At 64.5% G+C, this 21,875-nt stretch carries 18 protein-coding genes and 1 pseudogene; 5 read left to right on the top strand and 14 right to left on the bottom strand.

Going from position 1 to position 21,875, the window contains the following annotated elements:
* The first annotated feature begins 14 nt into the window (after positions 1-14).
* Together C8D78_RS17045 and C8D78_RS17040 are read left to right on the top strand one after the other, a co-directional pair.
* Positions 15-1,469, top strand: coding sequence for an NAD(P)/FAD-dependent oxidoreductase (locus tag C8D78_RS17045; RefSeq protein WP_120955047.1), 1,455 nt, complete (start codon positions 15-17; stop codon positions 1,467-1,469).
* Positions 1,466-2,752, top strand: a complete 1,287-nt coding sequence (locus tag C8D78_RS17040) for an NAD(P)/FAD-dependent oxidoreductase (protein WP_120955046.1) — start codon at positions 1,466-1,468, stop codon at positions 2,750-2,752. Before C8D78_RS17045 ends, C8D78_RS17040 begins: the two co-directional genes overlap by 4 nt.
* Positions 2,753-3,826: 1,074 nt before the next feature.
* Here C8D78_RS17040 and C8D78_RS17035 read toward each other — a convergent pair.
* On the bottom strand, positions 3,827-4,318 hold the full coding sequence (locus tag C8D78_RS17035) for a MarR family winged helix-turn-helix transcriptional regulator (protein WP_120955045.1): 492 nt from the start codon (positions 4,316-4,318) through the stop codon (positions 3,827-3,829).
* Positions 4,319-4,480: 162 nt separating this feature from the next.
* Between C8D78_RS17035 and C8D78_RS17030 the strand changes: the two genes are divergently transcribed.
* Both C8D78_RS17030 and C8D78_RS17025 read left to right on the top strand, forming a co-directional pair.
* Entirely contained in the window at positions 4,481-5,161 is a 681-nt protein-coding gene (locus C8D78_RS17030) for a GTP cyclohydrolase II (protein ID WP_120955044.1), read from the top strand.
* A gap of 276 nt (positions 5,162-5,437) precedes the next feature.
* Positions 5,438-6,556 (top strand): annotated as a pseudogene (locus C8D78_RS17025) (IS3 family transposase).
* A gap of 1,204 nt (positions 6,557-7,760) precedes the next feature.
* On the opposite strand, the gene C8D78_RS17020 reads toward C8D78_RS17025, so the two are convergent.
* From C8D78_RS17020 to C8D78_RS16980, 9 genes are all read right to left on the bottom strand, one after another.
* Complete coding sequence (locus tag C8D78_RS17020) at positions 7,761-8,987, bottom strand: MFS transporter (RefSeq protein WP_120955043.1); 1,227 nt, start codon at positions 8,985-8,987, stop codon at positions 7,761-7,763.
* On the bottom strand, positions 8,965-9,861 hold the full coding sequence (locus tag C8D78_RS17015; protein WP_208641998.1) for a dihydrodipicolinate synthase family protein: 897 nt from the start codon (positions 9,859-9,861) through the stop codon (positions 8,965-8,967). The genes C8D78_RS17020 and C8D78_RS17015 overlap by 23 nt, the downstream gene beginning before the upstream one ends.
* Positions 9,862-9,985: 124 nt before the next feature.
* Positions 9,986-10,843 carry an EamA family transporter gene (locus tag C8D78_RS17010; protein WP_120955074.1) on the bottom strand — a complete coding sequence of 286 codons (858 nt, stop codon included), beginning with the start codon at positions 10,841-10,843 and terminating at the stop codon, positions 9,986-9,988.
* A 120-nt stretch (positions 10,844-10,963) separates the two neighbouring features.
* On the bottom strand, positions 10,964-11,704 hold the full coding sequence (locus C8D78_RS17005) for a B3/B4 domain-containing protein (protein WP_120955041.1): 741 nt from the start codon (positions 11,702-11,704) through the stop codon (positions 10,964-10,966).
* Entirely contained in the window at positions 11,697-12,302 is a 606-nt protein-coding gene (locus C8D78_RS17000) for a helix-turn-helix domain-containing protein (RefSeq protein WP_120955040.1), read from the bottom strand. Before C8D78_RS17000 ends, C8D78_RS17005 begins: the two co-directional genes overlap by 8 nt.
* 351 nt (positions 12,303-12,653) lie before the next feature.
* Complete coding sequence (locus C8D78_RS16995) at positions 12,654-13,361, bottom strand: RraA family protein (RefSeq protein WP_120955039.1); 708 nt, start codon at positions 13,359-13,361, stop codon at positions 12,654-12,656.
* Positions 13,358-14,047 (bottom strand): hypothetical protein, encoded by a 690-nt coding sequence (locus tag C8D78_RS16990; protein WP_244208458.1) that lies wholly within the window; start codon positions 14,045-14,047, stop codon positions 13,358-13,360. Before C8D78_RS16990 ends, C8D78_RS16995 begins: the two co-directional genes overlap by 4 nt.
* A 37-nt stretch (positions 14,048-14,084) precedes the next feature.
* Entirely contained in the window at positions 14,085-15,314 is a 1,230-nt protein-coding gene (locus C8D78_RS16985; RefSeq protein ID WP_120955038.1) for an MFS transporter, read from the bottom strand.
* Positions 15,314-16,426, bottom strand: a complete 1,113-nt coding sequence (locus C8D78_RS16980; protein ID WP_120955037.1) for a branched-chain amino acid aminotransferase — start codon at positions 16,424-16,426, stop codon at positions 15,314-15,316. Before C8D78_RS16980 ends, C8D78_RS16985 begins: the two co-directional genes overlap by 1 nt.
* Before the next feature lie 208 nt (positions 16,427-16,634).
* Here C8D78_RS16980 and C8D78_RS16975 point away from each other — a divergent pair, with 208 nt between their 5' ends.
* On the top strand, positions 16,635-17,303 hold the full coding sequence (locus C8D78_RS16975; RefSeq protein WP_120955036.1) for a GntR family transcriptional regulator: 669 nt from the start codon (positions 16,635-16,637) through the stop codon (positions 17,301-17,303).
* A 57-nt stretch (positions 17,304-17,360) separates the two neighbouring features.
* Here C8D78_RS16975 and C8D78_RS16970 read toward each other — a convergent pair whose 3' ends face one another.
* The 4 genes from C8D78_RS16970 to C8D78_RS16950 all read right to left on the bottom strand — a co-directional run bounded on the left by C8D78_RS16970 (position 17,361) and on the right by C8D78_RS16950 (position 21,821).
* A complete protein-coding gene (locus C8D78_RS16970; protein ID WP_120955035.1) occupies positions 17,361-18,191 on the bottom strand; it encodes an alpha/beta fold hydrolase in 831 nt (276 codons plus the stop codon).
* Between the two features lie 54 nt (positions 18,192-18,245).
* Positions 18,246-19,148, bottom strand: a complete 903-nt coding sequence (locus C8D78_RS16965; protein ID WP_120955072.1) for an amidohydrolase family protein — start codon at positions 19,146-19,148, stop codon at positions 18,246-18,248.
* 1,038 nt (positions 19,149-20,186) lie between these two features.
* Positions 20,187-20,732 carry a heme-degrading domain-containing protein gene (locus tag C8D78_RS16955; RefSeq protein ID WP_120955034.1) on the bottom strand — a complete coding sequence of 182 codons (546 nt, stop codon included), beginning with the start codon at positions 20,730-20,732 and terminating at the stop codon, positions 20,187-20,189.
* A 66-nt stretch (positions 20,733-20,798) separates the two neighbouring features.
* Entirely contained in the window at positions 20,799-21,821 is a 1,023-nt protein-coding gene (locus tag C8D78_RS16950) for a LacI family DNA-binding transcriptional regulator (protein ID WP_120955033.1), read from the bottom strand.
* Between the last annotated feature and the right edge of the window lie 54 nt (positions 21,822-21,875).

The raw sequence follows: 21,875 nt of genomic DNA, 5'->3' as shown, positions 1-21,875 counted from the left end.
GGAGAAACTAGGACATGTCTAATACCCAGACCAGAACTTACGACGTAGCAGTGATCGGCGCCGGGATCGTCGGCTCCGCCATCGCACGGAAACTTGCCGGCTATCAGCTCAGCATCGCCCTCGTGGACGCACGCGACGATGTCGGAGACGGCACTAGCAAGGCCAACACCGCCATCCTCCACACCGGCTTCGACGCCAAGCCCGGAACCCTCGAATCCCGCATGGTCCGGGAGGGCTACCGCCTCCTCTCCGAGTACGCGAAAGCCACCGGTATCCCGGTGGAACACACCGGCGCTGTCCTGGTCGCCTGGGATCAGGAACAGGTCAACGCCCTGCCGGGGCTAAAGGACAAGGCCGAAGAAAACGGGTACGACAAAACCGAAATCATGGACGCGGCCGAGGTCTACCGGCTCCTGCCCCACCTCGGCAAAGGCGCCCTTGCCGGGCTCAGCGTTCCCGATGAGTCGATCATCTGCACCTGGACAACCAACCTCGCCCTGGCCACCGACGCCGTGCAGCGAGGAACCGAGCTCCTGCTGGGACGCTGGGTCTCCGGCATAGAGACCGACAAGGCCAACCGCATCACCCATCTAAAGACCGGCATCGACCGTGTCAGCGCCCACTGGGTGATCAACGCCGCCGGACTGGGCGGGGACACCATCGACCAGCTGTTCGGCTACGACAGGTTCCACATCACGCCCCGGCGCGGCGAGCTGCTCGTCTACGACAAGCAGGCACGCCCGCTCGTGGACAAGATCGTCCTTCCCGTCCCGACCGCGCTCGGCAAGGGCGTACTCGTCAGCCCGACCATCTACGGGAACGTCATGCTTGGGCCCACCGCGGAAGACCTCACCGACCGCACCGACACCGGAACCTCAGAAAGCGGATTTTCCTTCCTGCGCGGCAAGGGCGAGAAGATCATGCCCCGACTCCTCGAGGAGGAAATCACAGCCACGTACGCGGGGCTGCGCGCGGCCAGTGACTACCCCGACTACCTCATCGAGGTCGACACCGAACAGCAGTACGTGCTCGTCGGAGGTATCCGCTCCACCGGCCTGACCTCGGGGATCGCCGTGGCCGAATACGTGGACGGGCTGCTGAAACATTCCGGAGCCATCAAGCTCGTCGAACGCGTTGACATGCCGGAAGCGCCGCACATGCCCAACATCGGAGAAGCGTTCCTGCGCCCCTACCAGGACGCCGCACGGATCGCGAAAGATCCCGCCTACGGCAAGATCGTGTGCTTCTGCGAACGTGTCACCGCCGGCGAAATCCGCGACACCTTCACCTCACCCATCCCGCCGCGGACCCTCGACGGGCTCCGGCGCAGGACACGCGCCCAGAACGGCCGCTGCCAAGGCTTCTTCTGCGGTGCAGAAGTCGCCGAACTCCTTGAGACCCGAGGTCAAAGCCTCACCCCGGCAAACACCGCCGCCACACGCCTTTCCACCCCGGGGACCGCAAAATGACAACGAACGGAAGCACCGCGACCCCGCCAGTCCTCACCCCGGCCGTTCTCACCCCTACCGTCCTCATCATCGGAGGGGGTCCCTCAGGGCTGCGCGCCGCCGCAGAACTGGCACCCCGGGTGCCGGGCGAGGTCCTGGTCCTCGAACGCGAGAGCACAGCCGGAGGGATACCCCGGCACAGTGACCACCCCGGATACGGCATCCGCGACATGGGAACGTTCATGGGCGGTCCGAAGTATGCCGGGATCCTGCGCGACCGGGCCCTCAAAGCAGGTGCGCGGATCCTCACCAACGCCACGGTCACAGACTGGGCCGGCGACCGGTCGGTCAACGTCACCATGCCCGAAGGGCGCGTCCGGGTCGACGCCGACGTCGTCGTTCTCGCCACCGGAGCCAGGGAACGGCCGCGGACCGCCCGGCTGATCCCCGGAGACCGGGGCCAAGGCGTCTACACCACCGGACAGCTGCAAAACATCGTCCACCTCAAACACGGCACCGTCGGCAAACGCGCCGTCATCGTCGGCGCGGAACTGGTCAGCTGGTCCGCGGCGATGACGCTTCAGCACGTCAAGTGCAAGACGGTGCTGATGACCACCGAATACCCAAAACCGGACGCCTACCGCCTGTTCAGCGGCCCCGGAAAGTTCTTCTTCAAGACCAGAGTCTCCACACGCACCCGGGTCACCCGCATCATCGGCAAACCCCAAGTCCAAGCGGTCGAAATCGAGAACATCGACACCGGCCAACGACGGACCGTTGCCTGTGACACCGTCATCCTTACCGGCGACTGGATCCCGGACCACGAACTGGCCCGCGCCGCAGGAATCGACATCGATGCCGCCAGCAAGGCGCCGGTAGTCGATGCCGCGCTGCGCACCAACCGGCCGGGCATCTTTGCCATCGGCAACGCCCTCCACCCGGTCGACACCGCCGACGTCGCAGCGCTGGACGGCGCAGCCGTGGCCGACCACGTGATCGCCCACCTTAGCGGAAGACGTCCCTCCGGCACCGCGATCAGCCTCAAGGCCGAAGCCCCATTCCGATGGGTCGCCCCGGCGATCCTCCGCCAGGATGACCCCGCCCCGCCGCGGCGCCGGCTGCTGCTCTGGACCGACACATATGTTCCGTTCCCCACGGTCGTGCTGCACCAGAACGGCCGGGTCATTGCCCGCAAACGCCTGTGGTGGCCCGCAGCGCCCGGGCGTGTCTTCCGAGTCCCATCCAGCATCCTCCAACACATCAACTGGGAAGCCGGACCCGTAACCATCGGCCTCGCCAACTAAACCAATCCCAACCACACCCGTCCGAGTCCCAAGGACTGCCCCGGGACTCCACCCGAATATGGGCGGCACCACCGGTCCTCACGCTGGCCATGCGTCGACTTAGATGGAAACGGACAGGGGCTTTTTGACCCCTTTGGACCACCCCCAGGGATTTGAAACGCCGATAAGGGAGCCTCTGTCCGCGGCGCGGGGCGCCTGTTGCTGCGGCCGTCCGGAATTCTGTTCCGGAAGGCTCCTCGCGCAGAATACAGAACAGCCGCACCCCGGTGTGGGGGAGTGGCGCCGCAATGCCCTGAACTGACCGATTTGGGCTGTGTACATTGTCCACACTTTGGGCGGCGGATCGGGTCGTACTGGTGCCGGACTGGCCCGGATTCCGCATGTTTCCGGGGGTGCCCAGTGTTCGCAAGGGGTGGAATGCAGTTCGAGTCCCACCTCGGGCACGTGTTTTCCCTGTTCAGGGGCTTGTGGGTCGCTGAGTGTGTACAAATCTCCTTTTATGGCCCCTGCGGGGGCCCATTTTTTGTTGGTGGCCGTTGCGGTGTGGCGGCTCCTTCTCTTGTGGACAGCGGTGTTGCTGTGTACTCCTTCATGGCCAGGAGCGCCTGGAACTGCATGACTTGCTGGGACTGGAGGTCAAATCGTCAGGATTGTCCCGGCAGCCCGAACTCCTGGGAAATTTTCGTCATGACCTCGGCGATGTTCGCCAGCATCGGGTAGGGGCAGCACGCGCAACGCGGGCGGCGATCACGATGGCCGTGACGGCCTCCTCATAGGGTGGTTCCCCGTCTTGCAGAATGCCGACATGCCTGGGGACTGGGGGTCCTAAAATTCCAGGGATCAAACGGGCCACACGAGACTGCCCGAAAACAGAAAACAACCGCCGACCGCAACCAACGGCCCTAACCTGAACTCATGAAAAATCGAGGCTGACTCCGTTTGGTTGCGCTCGGTCGTACCTTCCGTAATTTCGCGTCCATGTCGCAGGATGCGTTCGGGCGCGCCGCGACTTTTCCGGTATTACGGCCGAGGCTCGGCGGTCACCCCACCGGTGGTTCATTGGCAGGGGCTGGGCTAATCGGAACTGCGGAGGCAGCGATCTTCGGGGTCAATGGCCCGCATAATACGCCGGCCAATGTCGGTCAGCTGGCGCGTTTGGACTTTAGTGAGGGGGTCGAAGACAAGGGTCCGCACTTCTTCTACATGCCCAGGAGCGGTCTGAACGAGTTTCTCCCAGCCGTCTGCAGTAAGCGTAGCCAGAGTGATGCGCCCGTCGGTGGGGTCGGAAGAACGACTTACCCAACCACGCTTCTCAAGGCGGCCGACGACCTGGGACAGACGAGGAAGTGCTGATTCCGCGAAGTTGGCCAGATCGCTCATCCGAAGCGTGTGGGTCGGGGCTTCCGAGAGGCCTGCGAGGACCTGGTATTCAAAGTGGCTGAGCCCGGCGTCGCGCTGAAGCTGCGCGTCCAGTGCCGAGGGCAGTCGAATCATCATCCCCACAAGGGCGAGCCAAGCCTGGCTCTCTTCGCTGTTCAACCATCGGGGTTCCAGAGGCGCTTCCATGGGTCAAGCGTAACCCAGATAACTTCATGCGTTAACTTTCGGTCGATCCGAATCACTTGCATCGTGAACTATAAAACTGTACGTTTAACTTCAAGCTTGAACTATAGCGGCGATATTACCCGTCGCTCGCCGGCACGTCCGCCCTACTCCTGAGGACCTGAGATGACTGTTCTACCTGAAGCCTTCGCCCCGTTGGTGGGAACCATGGCTCCGGTCGCCGTGCGTAGCCAGGTCACCGTGCCACTGCACTTCCCGGGCGGCCCCACCGCCACCGCCGAGGTGATGACTTTCCATGGCCTGGCTGACGGAAAGGAACACCTGTTGTTGGCTTTCGGCGAGTGGGAGGCCCTGCTGAACCCGGGACCGGAGGATCCGGCGCCGCTGGTCCGGCTGCACAGCGAATGCCTGACCGGCGACGTGTTCGGGAGCCAGCGCTGCGACTGCGGGCCCCAGCTACGAGAAGCCATCGAGAAGATTTCCGCCGCCGGCGGGTTCCTGCTCTATCTCCGTCAGGAAGGCCGCGGCATCGGCCTGTATTCCAAGCTCGATGCCTACGCGCTGCAGGACAACGGCCTAGACACCTACGAAGCCAACGTCGCGCTGGGCCACGGCGAAGACGAACGCGACTATACGCCCGCTGCGCAAATGCTCGGCGCCCTCGGCCTCAACTCTGTCCGCTTGCTCAGCAATAACCCCGATAAGGCCGTTCAACTGGCCGCGCTCGGCATCACCATCACCGAACAGCTTCCCACCGGCGTGCACCTAACCCCCGCCAACAACGCCTACTTGACCGCCAAACGCGACCGCACCGCGCACACCCTAACCTTCCCACCGGCCGAGTAACCCAACCACGCGACAGAGATAGAAAGCCAGGAGAACGCCAAACTCCGGGATCGCCACAGGGGCACCGCCCGGCGTGTCAGGCCAACCCTGAATCCACCGTTCTTCAGACACTCCCCAGCGCGACTCCCAGGACAGCAATCCCGGTCCTCGACCCGGAGCAGCTACAAGGGAGAGAAGTTGAGATAGAGCTGTATGGTCGCATCTGGGCCGCCTCGGAGTTCTCGGACAGTGGACCCCCTTAAAATCGGGGGACTACTGAAATGAGGAATGTGCAGAATGCCTGCATCACGTCGCCGGTTCAGCCAGGAGTTCAAGGACCAGTTGTGCGAGGAAGTCGTCTCGACGTCGAAAACGATCAAGTCCGTCGCCGACTCGTACGGGGTCGGTGCCGAGACGCTGCGTAACTGGCTGAAGAAGTACCGGCAGGAACACTACGCAGCCGCCACCGAGGCTCCGCTGACGGGCGCGGAGCGGGCCCGTCTGAAGGAGCTGGAGCGGGAGAAGCAGGAGCTGCGTGCGGAGACCGCGTTCTAAGAAAAAAGCCGCTGCATAATTCGCGCGGGAGCCACGGTAGTGGCGAAATATGAATTCATCGATTCCCAGACCCGGTCCCCGGACGCGCCGCCGTTGCTGAAGATGTGCCGCTGGCTCGGGTTGTCCCGCTCCGGGTTCTACCACTGGCGCTCCCGCCCCCCTTCGGCCACCGCGGCGCGCAGGGGCGTGCGGACCTTGCCGCGGACGGCACCGAATGCTCCCCGGAGCTGGTCCGCCGGATCATGCGTGCCAACAACCTGGTGCCGTGCCAGCCGCGCCCATTCCGCACCACCACGGAGGCGGATGCTGAAGCCGCGGCGAAGATCCCTGACCTGGTCCGCCGGGACTTCACCGCGGACCGTTTGGGGAGAAGTTCGTCGGCGACATCACCTACATCCACACCTGGCAGGGCTTCGTCTACTTGGCCACGGTCATCGACTGCTTTTCGAAGAAGGTCGTGGGCTGGGCCGTCGCCGACCACATGCGCGCCGAGCTGGTCGAATCCGCGCTCCGGAACGCCGCGGCATCCACGCTCATCCGCCCCGGCGCGATCTGGCACTCGGACCGGGGCAGCCAATACACCTCCGCATCCTTCCGGGCCCTCGTGGCGGGCCTGGCATGCGTTCCTCGATGGGCCGCACAGGGGTGTGCTGGGACAATGCGGCCGCGGAGACGTTCTTCTCGGCGCTGAAGAACGAGCGCGTCCACCGCACGGTCTACGCCACCAAGGCCCAGGCCAGGCGGGATGTCATCCGCTACATCGAGGGCTTCTACAACAGCCGGCGCCGGCACTCCGCCCTGGATTACCGCTACCCCAACGAGGTCCACTACATTTACCAGCAGCCGCCCGCGGCAGCGTAGAGAAAACCACTAATCCGCTGTTCGAAATCTCCTAAGCGGCCCAGTTCGATCCCTCGCGGGAGGCATCGGTCATAACGTGGGACGGCACGAACCCGTCCCTTGTCCCACTGTTGCCTGCGCAAAGACAAAACGTGTCCCCTCAGCGGGGGAGCGCGGTTGGTTTTGGGGTGTGCACAATGTGCACACCCTGGGCTTCGGATGGGGTCGTACTGGTGGCGGACTGGGCCGGATTCGGGATGTTTCCGGGACTTCCCAGTGTTCGCGCGGGTTGGAATGCAGTTCGAGTCCCACCTCGGGCACAGCATTCCCCCTCGTCAGAGGGGGTTTTTGCTTAACGTGTGTACATTGGCCCTGCTCGGGTCCCTCTGACGCTGTTCTTCGGCTTGGCCTGGCCGCCGCGGTGGCCTGTTCAGTTGTGTGGGGGGCGGGTTCAGGTGCCCTGGCTGTAGGCCCTCCGCCTGCTGGGATGTGCGGGCTCCGGGTCTCCTCTCTGGCTTGTTCTGGTGGCCGTGGTTGGTCTTGTACCTATTCATGCCTGGGGGTTGTGGGGGTGACATGACCTGAGGGAGATTTCTTCCAATTTTTCGCCTCGACTAGCTGTCTCCTGGCAGTATGGGAGAGAGCCTGGTGGGCGTTTGTCCGGTCAAAGGGAGTGCGTACAGTGTCCACACCAGGGTGTGTGTCCTGCCATTGCTGCATGGTGACTCCCTCCTTGCCTGCTTCTGCTGACACGAGTTCATGCGGCCGCGAGTTCTGTGTGACATGACTTTCCCGATGGTTCTAACGCCCTTATTGCCGCGGGCATCGTCGGGCCACCGATACGAAGTCAGGCCAGACTCCCGCCGTCGAATACTGGACTGCACCCAGGAGTGTCCGCTGCTGGGCTGTCAGCGGGACCGGAGTTCTGAGGCCACCGAGTCGGAAAACACAGAGACGTCCTCGCCGTCACCGACGGCCTCGCGTTGAGGGCGACGAGCTAAAGGGCGGGCAGGACGGGATGGCCCAGCCCGCCCCTGTTTTGGGTTGCGACTGGAGCGATTCGATCCCTTCTCGCAATCCTTCGTTCATGTGACACCAGCATCCGAAATTGTGGATGCCAGCAACGTGAATCGCGGAGCTATTTGGCGTGGTTTTGGCGTGCCCCTGGTGCACTCGCCGCGGCGTGCTGCCGGCCCGGGTGAGGGTGTTGTTGAAATCGGGCGGGCTAGTGTTTGGACCAGCGTGGACGGGACCGCTCGATGATGCTGGACGCGGCGGCTGCTGCTGTGAGGGCTATCGCCAGCATAAGCGGTGCCCAGAGAGTTGGTGCAATGGTTGCACCCGCGACGGCTGTTCCGGCCGATCCTGCAGCGATCTTGAGTGCGCCTACCCAGATGAAGACTTGGCCGCGAGCCTCGATAGGTGCGTATTCACTGCGCGCGGCGAGTGTTGCCGCGAAGAAAAGCGCGTTGGCAATCCCTGCCAGGCAGAACGCAACAAGGGCGGTCGGGAGTGTCGGAGTAAGCATCACCAGTATCAGCGTTGCCGCGACGAGTGCTGCGAGGGAGCTCATGAGTGGGTCGGCGTCGCGGCGTAGCGGCCGGAGCATGAGAGCTGCTGATCCGAGAAGGTTCCCTATCCCGTAGGCCGCGACCAGTGTTCCGGCGGCTGAGGCCCCGCCGAATGTGGGAGCTGTTGCGACGGCGTAGATCGGCAACGCGGCGACAGAGAATGCGACGGTCACGGTGAGTCCGAGGGTGCGGCGAAGCGGACCACGTTTCCAAATGAGGTTCAGTGTTCGTCCGGGTGATGGCACGTCAACTGCCTTGTCGAGGGGCTTCTGTCTGGGGAGTGCGAGGACCGCTCCCGCACCAACCACGGCGGCTCCGGCCAGAACCAGTGTCGCGGTGAGCGCGTCAGATGCTGCCGCGATCCATGCCACGGCTGCGGGGCCGAGGGTGCCGCTGAGCCCGTAGCTTGCGACGTCCCAGCTCTGTGCTCTGCGTTGGCTGCGCTGCTCGGGGCCGGCGATGGAGGGCAGGCGGCTGCTGATCCCGCCGGTGAGCATCGGCCCGAAGATGCCGGAGGCAAAGAGCAGCAGGGCTGGCCAGATCGGCCAGGCGATCGGCAGGAGGAGTGCAGCGGCACCGAGCAGCACGCCGTGGAGAACGGCGGAGCCCGCGATGACCTTGCGCCCGTCACGGGCTGTGTCGAGTCGTCGTGCGATGAACGGGCCGAGCAGGTGGGGTGCGGTGATCGATGCTCCCATGAGTCCGGCCAGCCAGCCCGGCAACCCGATGGCGTGCGCGAGCAGCACGATGGCGACCACTGCGCCCCCGTCTGCGCTGCGCACCAGCGTCGCGGCGAAGACGTAGCGGGCCAGTGCCCCGGCCCGGCGGTCCTTCCTGCGTGGAACGCCGAGCTCAGCGCTACGGGTTGAGCCCGAGCTCATCGACAACCGTGCCAACGCGGTCGCGCTGTTTCGCGGTCAAGCCCTGGATGGGAAGCGGCAGGCAGGATGTTGATGCCAGTCCGAATTGTTCCGCTATTGCCGCGACGACCCGGAGACTCCCGCCGAACTCGGCGAACAACTGCCACAACGGTGCAAGACGTTCGGACTCGGCGGACGCTTCGGAGAACCGCCCTTCCAGGGCGGCCCGGGTGATCCGCATCGCCAGGGCGGGCAAGGTGCCGCCGATGACCGAGTACCAGGCATCGCATCCGGCGGCCAGTCCGGCGGCGGCCGTGGCGTCGCCGGAAACTCCGATGGTGACGTGGGCAGGGACGGCCGCCCGGATTTCCTGGATCCGCGCCTGTGCCTGCTGGGGATCGGTCGGTACGCCGGGGATTTTGATGGACGCGATCCCGGGCAGTGCGGCGATGCGTCCGTAGAGTTCGGTCGTGAAGGTGATGTGGGTGGTGCCCGGGTTGTCATAGACGATGACGGGCAGCGACGAGTTCGCGGTGACGGTCCGGAAGAGTTCGAAGACATCGTCGTCGGTGAGGGGCTGATAGGTCATGGGGGCCAGCAGGAGCCCGGAAGCTCCCGCCTGTTCTGCCTTCTCGGCGTTCGCGAGGACGTGGGAGGTCCGCAAGGCCCCGACGCCAATGAACACGGGCGTCCCGCTGGCGTGCTCGACGGCAAGGTGGGCGACACGGCTTCGTTCCTCGGCGCTCAGGTACGCGTAGGAGCCGGTGGATCCGAGCACGGTGATGGAGTCAACTTTCGCCTCCGAGAGCCGTTCGATCAGGCGAACGAAGGCCTGCTCGTCAACGGCATCATCTGCTAGCGGGGTCAGGGGGAAGGCGCTCAAGCCGGTGAACATGGTCATAACTCCTTTGTTTGTATTACAGGGAAGCGAAGTCTGGGGCGTCGGCCGCTGCCTGGGGGCTGGGCTGCGCAGGCGCCTCAATCCCGCCGGCGGACGCGCCTGGCTGGACGACTGTCGCCTACTTCGGCCCTTGGTCGATGAGTGCGGGGTCCATTCGGGTACCGGTGTGTTCGCGGGAGCGCGGTTGCCGTCGGCCGCCGCGTTGCGCGGCGGCGCCAGCGAGGATGACGAGCGTGATGCCGCCGATTTGGAATAGTGAGGGTTGCTGGTGGAGCACGAGCAGCCCGAGGAGCACGCCGAAGGCGGGTTCGAGGGCCATCAGGGTGCCGAACGCGGTGGGCGTCATCCTGCGCAGGGCGAGCATTTCGAGCGCCATCGGCAGCACCGGCATCAGAAGGGCCAGTCCGAAGGCGGCTGCGAGGATACCGATGGTGAGGTGTCCGGCGGACTGCGGGATGCCGACGACCGCTGCCGTGGCAGCGGCGATGGGAACGGTGAGCGAGAGCGCGCCGATGCCCGTGAAGCGGTCGCCGATCCGTTGGGTGAGCAGGATGTAGGCGGCCCACCCGATGGCTGCGAGCCCTGCGAGTCCGATACCGGTGAGGTTGATGGCACCGGCCCAGGGTTCGGTCAGCAGGACGACGCCGGTTAGCGCCAGAGCTGGCCAGATAAGCGACCGTGCGCTGTGGCTCCGTACTGCGGCTACGGTCAGCGGACCGAGGAACTCGATCGCGACGGCGGTGCCGAGCGGGATGCGTTCGATGGAGGCCAGAAATGCGACGGTCATTAGTCCGGTGGCGACGCCCAGCCCCAGAAGCACGGGGACGTCGGGGCCGCGCAGTGTGCGCAACGGGGGTCGGGCGATGGCGAGGAAGATGAGTGCCCCCACACTGAGTCTGAGCCAGGCGGTTCCCGCCGGCCCCACCGCGGCAATGAGATTTACTGACAGGGCCGAGCTCAGCTGGACCGAGAGCATGGCGGCAACGGCCAGCCCCCACGGCGGCACCGGGACATTCTTGGGGACATGTTGGCTCACGGCTGGCCCCCTTGGGCCAGCCGGTCAGCGATTGCGCGTATCCGGGGGTGGATGAGCATGTCAGTCTCTTTCGTTAGCTGGCGAGCCGGCGGCTATCAGGCGGCGGGCGACGCGGACGTCGGGACCGAGCAGGGTCAGCCTGGCGGCCAGGTCCTCGGCTGCGGCGTGGAGCGCCTCGTCGGCTATGGGTTCGAGAGCGTCGAGGATGAACAGTGCGGCGGTGGTGTCCTCGCCGAGTTGGGTGCGGCGTGCCTGGCGCCAGTTCCAGCGCCGACAGGTCACCCCGGCATCGTCGCACCACACGACCTCGCCGGGTTCCGGGTGTTCGATCACGGCGGCGCCATCGGCGGAGGTATCGAAGGGTTCCGTGCCGGTGGCGCGGACCAGCCGGGGCGCACCACTGTAGCGGTTTAGGTCCTCCCCGCCCAGCGGGATCTGATGGAGCACCGAAACCGCGTTATAGAGGTCGGTGAGACGGTTCACCCGTGGCAACCCGGATACCGCACGGCGCAGGAGCGCCTCCAGGCTGTTGCGCGTTCGGCTGGGTTTGGCTCCGAAGCCCTGGTAAGCCTCGCGCCAGGCTGCGACGTGCGGGACCTGCTCGGCCGGCCCGTCAGTGAGCAGCTCGCGGGCCGCGGACTCCGCCGCCTGGAGCATCTCTTCACTGGCGTGGTCGCTCGGGCCCGGGACGAGTCCGTCAACGGCCAGCAGCAACGCCCGGTAGTCGGGTCGCAGCGCGAAAACGGCGGGGTCAACCTGGCCGCCGTCGAGGAATTCCTGAAGCATGTCCAGCTCAGGCATCGGACACCTCCGGCCGGTGTCCTGTCCCCACGCCCGGCTCGAAGACGGCCAGGGAGAACCTCGCCGGCTCCGTGCCCGGATTGGCATAAGAGTGGGCCACGTCGCCCGGGAACGTCACCGCATCCCCGGCGTCGAGGCTGACCGATTGGCCTGCGATCTCCACCGTGACCGTGCCCTGCTGGACCTGCAAAAGCTCCTTGGTGCCCGAAGTGTGGGCCTCGCTCACGTGACGGTCACCGGCACCCAGCGTCCAATCCCACAGTTCAACCACGTCCGGTGACTCGGTGCCGGCCACCAACACCCCGCGGCCGCCGGACTCCCCGATCCACAAAGCAGCGCCTTCACCACTGCGGGTGACCTTAACCGGCTTCGGCCGAGGTGACTCGACCAGCGCCGGCAGCCCCACGCCGAGCGCGTCGCTGATCCTCAGCAGGGTTCCAACGCTGGGATTCGCGGCACCCTGCTCCACGTTGACCACCATCCTGCGGCTTACCCCGGCAGACTCCGCCAGCTGATCAAGCGTCCAGCCCCGCGACTGCCTCTCCTGCTTAACACGGGCCCCGATTGCCAGCGCCAAGGTCGTTGTACTCTCATCCATAAGTGCATCATAGTGCACTATGAGTGCATTTTTCGACCGATCTCGTTCGGCGCGCCCTATCAAGCGGACCAATAAGGGCGCACCGTTCACTGGCAGGCCCCGACGGCGAGGCTAGCCTTTCTGGCCTGGGGCACATCAATAACGACCCTTTATGCCTGTGCCGCCATGGAAGCCCGGGACCCCTGTGACTCGCAGCGATAAATGGCGGTCTTTTTGCAGCGCTTTTTGTCGCCCGGCAGGCGTAAGGAGATCCTTCTCCGTACCCCAAAGAGCACATTGATCGGCGCGCTCCGTGGCGGTATTTCAGGCGAACTGGGCGCTGGCTGTGGCGCAGCAGAAGGCTGCTCAGGTTTACTCTTCGATTTCTGCTCCGTGGTTTCGGAGGTGTTCCCGGAACGTCAGGTCAGTGTCGGTGGCCCTGGCGGTGAGGTAGGCAGCGAGGTGGGCCCGGGTTCTGAAGGGTGTGCCGTGGAGCATGAGGGCTGCCTGGTTGCGTTCAGTGTCACGGATGGCGGCTGCGGTCGCGGCTACGGCTTCCGCGTCGGCGAGGGGGATGAAGAGCGTGCCGTCGTCGTCTGCGAGGACGAAGTCGTTGTGGGTGATGGTGTGCCCGCCGACGCTGGCCTGGGTCAGTGCGTCCTGATCGCGGGGTTCCAGTCGTTGCGGGCCCACAGGGAAGGCGCCGAGACTGACGATGGGCAACCTGATGGTGCGCAGCTCGGCTGAGTCGCGGTGGTACCCCCAGATGACGATCCCGGCGAGTCCGGCTTGGTGGGCTTCGAGGGCTATCAGGTCCCCGACGCAGGCCTCGTCATCTCGTCCGCAGTTGTCGACCACCAGTACGTCCCCTGGTTCGGAGTTATTGATTGCTTCGAGGAAGATGTCGACGCTGCCGTAGTGGCGGGTGGGCACTGCGGGGCCGGCGAAGTGGGTGCCTGCCCAGAGTGGACGTGTAGCGGCCGGGGCGCTGCGGACGGGGACCCCGATCCGCATGCACGCATCGGCGACGTGGGGTGTGCTGAGACCCAGGTAGGTGCGGTGAAGCTGGTCGGAGTTCATCGGGCGTCAATTTCCTTTGGTTGTCGCTCTAGTGGTGTGGGGCGGAAGTCCTGCCGTACCAGTGTTTTGCCGTTGTGCAGGGGGTAGCTCAGGCTCAGGACGTGCGCGTAGCCCGCCTTTTCCATCGCTGTCACGAGAGCCGGCGGATCAATATCCGAGGAGATGGCCCCGAGTTCGTCGAAGGCCGCCGCGTATTGAGTGGGGCTGACGAAGCCGGTGGCCTCGTTGAGCTGGGTGACGCAGGAGAGCGTGCCGATCGCGTGGATGTTCACGCCGGCGAAGGCGGCGAATTCTTCGACGCCGACGTATTCAACGATCAGATTCGCTATCAGTAGCCCGACCGGTGCGATGTCCAGTGCCCGGTCGATGCTGGCCCGTACCAGGTGCAGGCGGGGCCCGAGCGTTGGTTTGTGCCGGTCCGCGCAGGCTTGAAGGTAGTCGCCGTTGATGTCGTATCCGAAGACTGCGTCGGTAGTGGCCGGATCGATGAGATCCAGTCCGTTGCCGCCGGCGACGCCCAGGATCCCGATGGACCGTGAGGGATAGGTGGTGAGTTGTTCCCAGGTGATCCGGTGGAGCAGCTGTAGTTGTCCCACGGCGGCGTCGCTCATGTGGTTTTCGTAGATGGCCAGGTCAATGCCTTCCCACGGATGATCCTTGGGGCGTTGCTCTTCAGTGTCGGTCACGGTGTTTGGCCTTTGCCGGGATGTGTGGCGGACATTCTTAGGCCTTCCCTGGGCGTTGAGTGCTGATGAGGTCAGTGGTGCCACCCAGGCGCGGGCTGAAAGCCAGGGCAGCGATGGCGAGTGCTCCGGTGGTGATGAGAGCTGCGACGGTGGCCGGGACGAGGCCGGTCGTGTTGCCGATCCAGCCGATGACCAGCACCACGAGGGCGGCCACGGCGTAAGTGATGGCCGCGTAGAGGGATGCGGTCGCGCCTTGGCGGGCGGGGTCCGATCCGCGGGTCAGCATCACCAACGCTGCCCGGTAGGCGATGCCGATTCCAGCACCGATCACAACGAAGCCGCTGATCGCCACCGGGTCAAGGCGGAGGTAGGCTCCGGCGAGGATGAGAAGCACGCCGGTGGCCATCGTGATCGTTCCGCTGATCCATGGTGCAACTCTGGCCAGTGCCGGGCTCAGTAGTTGCCCTGCGGCGCTTCCGCAGACCAACAGAATCGGGCCAAGGCTTTGCACGGAGGGCATGTTCAGTTCGTTGAAGATGGGTGCCCCGAAAACGGCGGCGATGCTGATGCTGGTCCAGGCGATGGTGCCGCTGGTGAACAGCGGCAGCGAGGACCGTCCCGGGCGTGCGGAGGTTCGGATGCCTGGAAGGGCTGACAGGGCGAGCCTGTTGGGTTCACGCCGTTGCCACAATATGGCGGCGGCCGCGGCCAACAGGGCGAAACTCAGGGCGGCGTGGACGAGGAATACTGTTTGCGGGGCATCAGCACTCAGCACCAGTACGGCCAGTTGGGCGCCACTGACGCCAAGAATCGCTCCGATGGTGTTTCCCGTGGCCGTGACGGCGCGGCCTGTGGCGCCGATCGCGGCGACGACAAGGGCCGATGCGGCGCCGGTGCCCAGGCCCCCGGCGATCCCGGCGAGCATGCGGCCGCCCAGGATGGAATCTTCGTGGGCATGGGCCATGAGCAGGTCAGAGGGGATCATCATGGTCAGGCTCAGGAGGACCAGTGCGGGAGCGTGGCGGGTGAAGCGGGGCCGGGCGAGGATGGAGAGCACGGGAACCAGCACCGCGACGTACAGGGTGAACGTCAGGGAGAGCACCAACGGGTCCAGGCCTAGTGAATCCCTGTAGACCGGCAGGAGCGGATACGCGGCGTTGGATCCGGCCAGGAGCATCGCATACGAGGCGGCGATGATTCCTGCCTGCGCGGAGGCGGCCCGGCGGCTTACGGTGGCCACTGCCGGGGCGCCCATCAGCTGTGCCATCAGCTGTGGTTGATCCGGCGCATCCAGCCGCGGGGGTCTTCTGCCCGCCCGTACTGCAGGTCTACCAGGGCGCGGCGGAGCGTGGGGGTGACTGGTCCCGCTTCACCGGTCGGTGCGCTGTTGACTTCCCCCTCCCTCCATACCAGCCGGCCCACCGGGGTGATGACAGCTGCGGTCCCGCACGCGAATACTTCTGTGATCCGGCCCGAAGCAACGCCCTGGGTCCATTCGTCGATCCCGAAGGGCCGTTCGGTGACGGTGTAGCCGAGATCCGCGGCAACTTCGTGCAGCGAATTTTTGATGATCCCGTCAAGGATTGAGTCCGAAGCCGGCGTCACGATCTGTCCGTCGTCGAACACGAAGTAGAGATTCATGCCGCCAAGTTCCTCGACCAGGCGCCGTTCCTTGGCGTCCAGGAACACGACTTGCTCGCACCCGTGCTTGGCTGCTTCAGATAGCGGCAGCAGGGCCCCTGCGTAGTTGCCGCCGCATTTGGCTGCTCCGGTTCCGCCTGGAGCTGCGCGTGAGTATTCTTCGGCCACCCAGACAGCGAGCGGCTTAGTGCCGCCTTCGAAGTAGCCGCCTACAGGGGAGGCGATGACGGCATAAGTGACTTTCCTGGCTGCTCTGACGCCCAGGAAAGACTCGGAAGCGAACATGAAGGGGCGCAGGTAGAGGGCTTTTTCGCCGCCGGCGGGCACCCAGGCTTCATCAACATTGAGCAGTGCATCAAGGGAGCCCAGGAACCACTGGATCGGCAGTTCCGGAAGCATCAGACGGGCCGCAGATCGCTGGAACCGTGCCGCGTTCTGCTCAGGCCGAAACACTTTAATGGAGCCGTCTTCGTGACGGTAGGCCTTCAATCCCTCAAAGATTTCCTGGGCGTAGTGAAGAGCAGCTGTGGCCGGGTCCAGCGACAAGGGCCCGTAAGGGACGACGCGCTCATCGTGCCAGCCGTTCTCGGGATCCCAGTCGATCAGGACCATGTGGTCTGTGAAGTATCGGCCAAAGCCGGGTTCCTTCAGGATTTCCGCCCTTCGATCTACGCCGACCGGTGCAGGGTTGAGTTCGATACGTGGCTGGAACGACTTCACGGGAGCTGCGGCAGGCATTGGCCGTGCCTCCAATCTGGATCAGGGGCGGCGCAAAACAACACACGATCCCGGCGGGAAAGGTGGGGCCGACGCAGCCTTAAGGAACAATGTGTAACAATGTACCTTATGGATAAACCGCTGGCGACCCCTCCGGAAGACGCCTGTGCCAGTCCGGCGCCAGGCGCGTGCCCAATGGTGACGCCTGTTCCTGTCGTAGGGTTGACGGGTGTCTCCTAGGCGTCGTGAAGCTCCCCCCGGTCCCACTGAAGCCGCTCGACTGGCTGATGATCTGCGGGACCGTATTCTCAGCGGTGAGCTCGCTGCGGGGACCCCGCTGCGTGAGCAGGCCATTGCCTCGGACGAGGGCCTGTCCCGGCACACTGTCCGCACCGCACTGGCTCTGCTGAGCGCCGAACGACTGGTGATCCAGGAGCCGTACCGTGGCATCCGGGTGACATCATTTACCGCGGAGGACGTCCGCGGACTTCAGGAGCTGCGCTGCGCGCTGGAAGCAGAAGCGGTCCGGTTGGCCTGCGCGCGTTACGGCCAGTCGTGGCCGGACGAGGTCACTGCCCCCGTTCGTGCCGCCATGGCGGAACTGGAGTCAACCGCCCGCGAGCATGCAAGGAACTGGCCCGTCGTGGCGGCCGCCCACGCCGGTGTCCACCGGGCCATTGTGGCCGCCGCCAACAGCCCCAGGCTCCAGGAAGCGTATGCACGCCTTGATTCAGAAATGCTGCTGCTGCTGGTCAACCTGCGCCCGAACTATTCGGCCGAAGAAGTAGCCAACGACCACCGGGACTACCTGCGGCAGATCCAGGCCGACGGGGAGGGCGCCGTCCGCCGGCACCTGGACCACGGCACTCAACAGATTTCTCCCCGCTCATCCCGCTAACCCGGCACCGGAGCATTCGCGGGACTGGGGCCGGCTGGCCCGCGGGATCGTATGAGATCAGTTGGCGGGTGTTCGCGCAAAAAAGTCGAGCACGGCCGGGGTGACCTGCTGTGCGAACTCCTCGAAGAATCCGTGCCTGCTTCCGGGATAGATCTGCAGGCCCGCGCCGGGAATCCGGTCGGCAAGAAGGCGGGCATTATCTGCCGGCGTCATCAGGTCATCTTCCCCGTGCAGGACCAGCGTTGGGGCAGTGATCGAGGGTAGGAGGTCCCAGGCGTCGTGGTGCCTGCTTGCTTTGCGGTGCGCTGCCAGCTCCTGCGGAGTCATCGAAGCATCACCGAGCAGGGAACTGTCCTCGGGTGGATGGGGCCAGGCCGGGGTGTAGAACAGGTCATGCAGAACATAGAGCCGGTCTGCCGCAGAGGCCCGGGCAAGTTCCGCGCTGATCTCCCGGGAGCGGTCAACAGCGTTCGGCCCACCGGGGGTCGTACACGCCAGGACCAGCGCTTTCACCCTGTCGGGGTAATGTGCCGCGATCATTTGGGCGACCCGCCCGCCCATTGAGGTTCCATAAACGTACGCAGTGGAGATGCCGGCGCTGTCAAGAATTTCCACAGCATCGGCCGCGAAACTCTCCGTGGTCCACGGAGCGACGGGTCCGCGGCTCGAACCTGTTCCGCGGTAATCCATCGTGATGGTCTGGAACTCAGACTCAAAGGCGCTTCGAACGCCATTCCACCAGGCGTGGGAATTCGCCTGTCCCTGCAGCAGCAAAAGGGCAGGCGAACCGGCAGCACCGCCGACCTGGGCTGCCAGGTCAAAGCCGTCCCTGGCCTGACAGAACAATTCTGCGGGCAACCCTCTAACTCCCTCTTCAACGTGGATCATGATCGGTTCCATCTGAGCACAGATCACGCGAAGGATGCACGGTCTCTACGCGGATCAGGTGCGGACCGCCGACAGGTCAAGGAGGCGGGCGCCGTTTTCCCAGAGAACGGCGCGCAGCCAGTCGTCGCCGAGACCCAGCCGGTCCAGGGCCTCGAGTTGGTGGGCGTAGGGGTACGGGATGTTCGGGAAATCGGAACCGAGGATGATGCGGTCCTGCAGCCCGGAAAGACGGTCCTGATAGCTCTCGGGCATGGGGGCGAATCCGTTGGTGAAATCCGTGCCCACCATCGTGGTGTCGAGAAAGACCCGGGGGTAGTCCAGGGCGAGATCCGCGAAGGCGTCGTACTCCGGCATACCCATATGCGCGATGACCAGCAACAGCCCAGGAAACTTGGCCAACAGACGGCGAACGTGTTCGGGTCCCGTGAAGGTCCCGGCCAATGGAGCCGACCCGGCGTGGATCACGACTGGGACGGCCGAGGCCTCAAGTGCTTCCCAGGCCTCGTCAAGGAGCGGACTCTCGGGAGCAAAGCCGCCGACTTTGACGTGGACCTTGAACAGTCGGGCGCCACTGGCCAAGGCCTCGCGTACATACTGGCCCACCCCAGGCTCGGGGTAGAAGGTGGCACAGTGCAAAGCGTCCGGAACGCGCCGCGCGAAGTCCAGGCTCCAGTCATTAAGCCACCGGGCCATGCCAGGTTTATGCGCATAAGACAACGCCGGAATCGCTTTCAGCCCGAACTCGCGCAGAACTGCCACCCGGGATTGCTCATCAGTGCGGTATTGGATCGGCCACGGCCGCCCATAATTTTCTTCTGCGCTGTCGAAGTATTCCCAGACCTTGCGCATCATCGGCTCCGGGAGGAAATGGACATGTATATCCGCCAAGCCCGGTATCCCCAAGGCGTGCAGGTACTCCGGTATGTCGATGTCATCAAGAGGTCCTGTGATTTTCATGCTCCTTCCACGCGGCGACTCTACATCCCCGGGTATCAGCTGGTAGGCAATTTTCTCCGCCATCAATCAGAGTTTCACTTAGGGTGCGCGTAAGCCGGATCCAAGACCTGTGCGGTGAAATGGACTGCGAGGGGGCGGCGCTACCAGCAACCTAGATTTCCCACGAAGTCCGCCCACTTGGATGCCTCGGAAAACAACAGTTTCTTGAGACAGAGCGCCGATGGTCCAGACGCTGAGCCGGATCGGCGTGATTCGTAATCGCCGCATGGGGAGTGGGTCCGCAAGGCTTCGAACTGGCCAATCCGGGGGTGTGTACAAAGTACACACTTTGGGCGTCGGATCGGGCCGTACAGGTGCCGGATCGGCCCGGATTCCGCATGTTCCGCAGGAGCCCAGTGTTTGCGGGGGAGGGAATTCAGTTCGAGTCCCACCTCGGGCACGTGTTTTCCCTGTTCAGGGGCTTGTGGCCCGCTGAGTGTGTACAAGTCTCCTTCATGGGCCCCTGCGGGGGCCCATTTTTGTTGGTGGCGGCTGGTCTGGCGACTCCTTCCCTGGACTTGGACAGCGGAGTTGCTGGGTACTCCTTCATGGCCGGGAGCGCGTGGAAGTGCATGACCTGCTGTGAGTTGGGGTCATTCGGGCCTCCTTTTCTTGCTGTTTGTGTCGGGCGTGGTTGGCCTTGTACCTATTCATCTCCCAGAGTTGTGGTGATGACATGACCTGTGGAGATTCTTGAAGATTTTCTTCGGATTCCCTTGTCACTGGGAGCCCAGGGGAGAGGTCGGTGCCCGCTTTGTCCGGCAGAAACGGGATGCCCGTTGCTCGTGGGTGGCTTTTCTCATTCCGGTGCAGCCTGGGACACTCCACCTCACCGGGCCGCCGCTGGATACACCTACGACAAACGTCCGCAAGCCGAACGGCGGGCGCTTCCAAACGAAGGACATGTCGTGGGAGCGCCGGAAGGGATCGAAGCCGACGCAAATAACTGAGCCGGGGGCTCAGGCCGCCGAACGCCTGAACGCCTGGTCAGGTGCCTTCTCAGACCTTGTTGCGGTCGCGGAACAAGGTCAATACCTCCACGACCAGGTCGTGGTCGGCTTTTTGTGGCAGTCCGGACACGGTTGCCGTGGCGACATGCCCTGTGTCGTTCACATATATCGGGAAGGCTCCGCCGTGGGAGGCGAAGCGTGTCTGGTCGAACCATCCGTTGTCTTCGAGGCGTCCACCGCCGAGCCGGCCCTTAAGGCCCACAAGGAGTGACGCTTCGGCGTACCGCTCCGTTGTACTGCTCTTTCTCTGGACCCAGATGTCGTTGTCGGGAGTCGCTCCCGGCAGAGAGACGTGAAAGAGGATGTGACTGTTTCGGCGGATGTCGATGGCGATCGGGAGGTTCCTCTGTGTGGCAAGGTCAACGAGCAGGAGGCCCAGTGCGAGAGCGTCCGCTTGGCTGAAGCTGTTCAGGTGCAGGGCGTCGACTTCGTTTTCGAGGCGTTGAATGAGGGATTGCAGCGCGGCTACAGGCTGCTCGTCCTGCGAGTCCGGGTCGAATTCTGTCTCGGGGGCGAGGTTCTTTTCGTGGAGCATGAGTTTCCTGTCTGCTGGACCGGCTGGGCGCCGGGCCTCAAGGCCGCAGCGCCACGCATGGTGTGATCAGGTCCGGGGGCGCCAGGTGGCGGTGGAGGATCGGATCTTCAGCTGAGGCTCGATGAGGGCCAGTTGGTTTTGTATGTCGGCGTTTCCGTCGGCCAGGCGGTTCATCAGCAATTCGGTGCCCTTGGCGCCGATCTGCTGGGGGAATCCTGCCACGGACGTGAGCGGCGGGATCTGGCTGGCCGCAATGCGCGTGTCATCGAAGGAGGCGACGGCGATGTCGCGGCCGGGTTCGAGTCCGCGGCGGCGCAGTTCGTCGTAGATTCCTTGCGCCACGGCGTCGTTGTAGGCGATGAGCGCGTCCGGCAGGCGGCCTTGGTCGAGGAGCCGGCCCACAGCAGCGGTGCCTCCTTCCGGAGTGATGGCGCTTCGGAGCTCGTCCGTGCTCCATACCTCACATCCGTGGGGCTCGAGCGACGTGCGGAGGCCCTCCTCCCGTTCCGAGAGGGATGACGCGGCGCGGCCACCGAGGAACGCCACGCTCTTGCAGCCCAGAGCGGCAAGGTGTTTCCCCAACATCCTTGCACCCTTGACGTTTTCACTACCCACATAGTCGAAACTAGGGAAATGGCGGGCCAGTAGCACGACCGGGACGTTGGCAGCGTTGACCTGTTTGGCGAGCTTTTCCGGATCGGTGTCGGGGGCCGGGAGCAGGAGGAGCCCGTCGACCTGACGCTCGATCATGGAGGCGATGATCTCGTGCTGTCGCTCGGCATTGTCCCGGCTGTAGCCAATAAAGATGGTGTACCCGGCGTCGTGCGTGATTTGGTCGACGGCCATAGCCAGCTCGGCGAAGTATGGGTTGATGATCTCGGTAACGATGAGTCCGATGGTCATTGACCGGCTTTGCCGCAGGTTGGCGGCCTGCCGGTTGTAGACATACCCAAGCGTGTTCATGGCTTCGCGTACCTTGACGGCGGTGGACTCCGGGATCCGGGAGTCGCCGCGAACAACGAGTGAAGCGGTTGAACGTGAGACGCCGGCAGCCTTGCTCACGTCTTCGAGGGTGATGCGCGGGGCCATGCTGGAATCCTGCCGGTGGGTCGATAGGCGGAGAAGCGGCGCTCCCCGCTCCTC

This window comes from Arthrobacter oryzae (assembly GCF_003634095.1).
GTDB lineage: Bacteria > Actinomycetota > Actinomycetes > Actinomycetales > Micrococcaceae > Arthrobacter > Arthrobacter oryzae.
This window is presented reverse-complemented; position numbering and strand designations above follow the sequence as displayed.

Coding starts and splice junctions, on each gene's coding strand:
- C8D78_RS16985 (WP_120955038.1), bottom strand. CDS start 15,314: ATGGCACAGCTGATGGGCGCCCCGGCAGTGGCCACCGTAAGCCGCCGG.
- C8D78_RS17035 (WP_120955045.1), bottom strand. CDS start 4,318: ATGGAAGCGCCTCTGGAACCCCGATGGTTGAACAGCGAAGAGAGCCAG.
- C8D78_RS17010 (WP_120955074.1), bottom strand. CDS start 10,843: ATGCTCTCGGTCCAGCTGAGCTCGGCCCTGTCAGTAAATCTCATTGCC.
- C8D78_RS17030 (WP_120955044.1), top strand. CDS start 4,481: ATGACTGTTCTACCTGAAGCCTTCGCCCCGTTGGTGGGAACCATGGCT.
- C8D78_RS17000 (WP_120955040.1), bottom strand. CDS start 12,302: ATGGATGAGAGTACAACGACCTTGGCGCTGGCAATCGGGGCCCGTGTT.
- C8D78_RS17005 (WP_120955041.1), bottom strand. CDS start 11,704: ATGCCTGAGCTGGACATGCTTCAGGAATTCCTCGACGGCGGCCAGGTT.
- C8D78_RS16970 (WP_120955035.1), bottom strand. CDS start 18,191: ATGATCCACGTTGAAGAGGGAGTTAGAGGGTTGCCCGCAGAATTGTTC.
- C8D78_RS17045 (WP_120955047.1), top strand. CDS start 15: ATGTCTAATACCCAGACCAGAACTTACGACGTAGCAGTGATCGGCGCC.
- C8D78_RS16955 (WP_120955034.1), bottom strand. CDS start 20,732: ATGCTCCACGAAAAGAACCTCGCCCCCGAGACAGAATTCGACCCGGAC.
- C8D78_RS16995 (WP_120955039.1), bottom strand. CDS start 13,361: ATGAACTCCGACCAGCTTCACCGCACCTACCTGGGTCTCAGCACACCC.
- C8D78_RS16980 (WP_120955037.1), bottom strand. CDS start 16,426: ATGCCTGCCGCAGCTCCCGTGAAGTCGTTCCAGCCACGTATCGAACTC.
- C8D78_RS16965 (WP_120955072.1), bottom strand. CDS start 19,148: ATGAAAATCACAGGACCTCTTGATGACATCGACATACCGGAGTACCTG.
- C8D78_RS17040 (WP_120955046.1), top strand. CDS start 1,466: ATGACAACGAACGGAAGCACCGCGACCCCGCCAGTCCTCACCCCGGCC.
- C8D78_RS17020 (WP_120955043.1), bottom strand. CDS start 8,987: ATGAGCTCGGGCTCAACCCGTAGCGCTGAGCTCGGCGTTCCACGCAGG.
- C8D78_RS16950 (WP_120955033.1), bottom strand. CDS start 21,821: ATGGCCCCGCGCATCACCCTCGAAGACGTGAGCAAGGCTGCCGGCGTC.
- C8D78_RS17015 (WP_208641998.1), bottom strand. CDS start 9,861: ATGTTCACCGGCTTGAGCGCCTTCCCCCTGACCCCGCTAGCAGATGAT.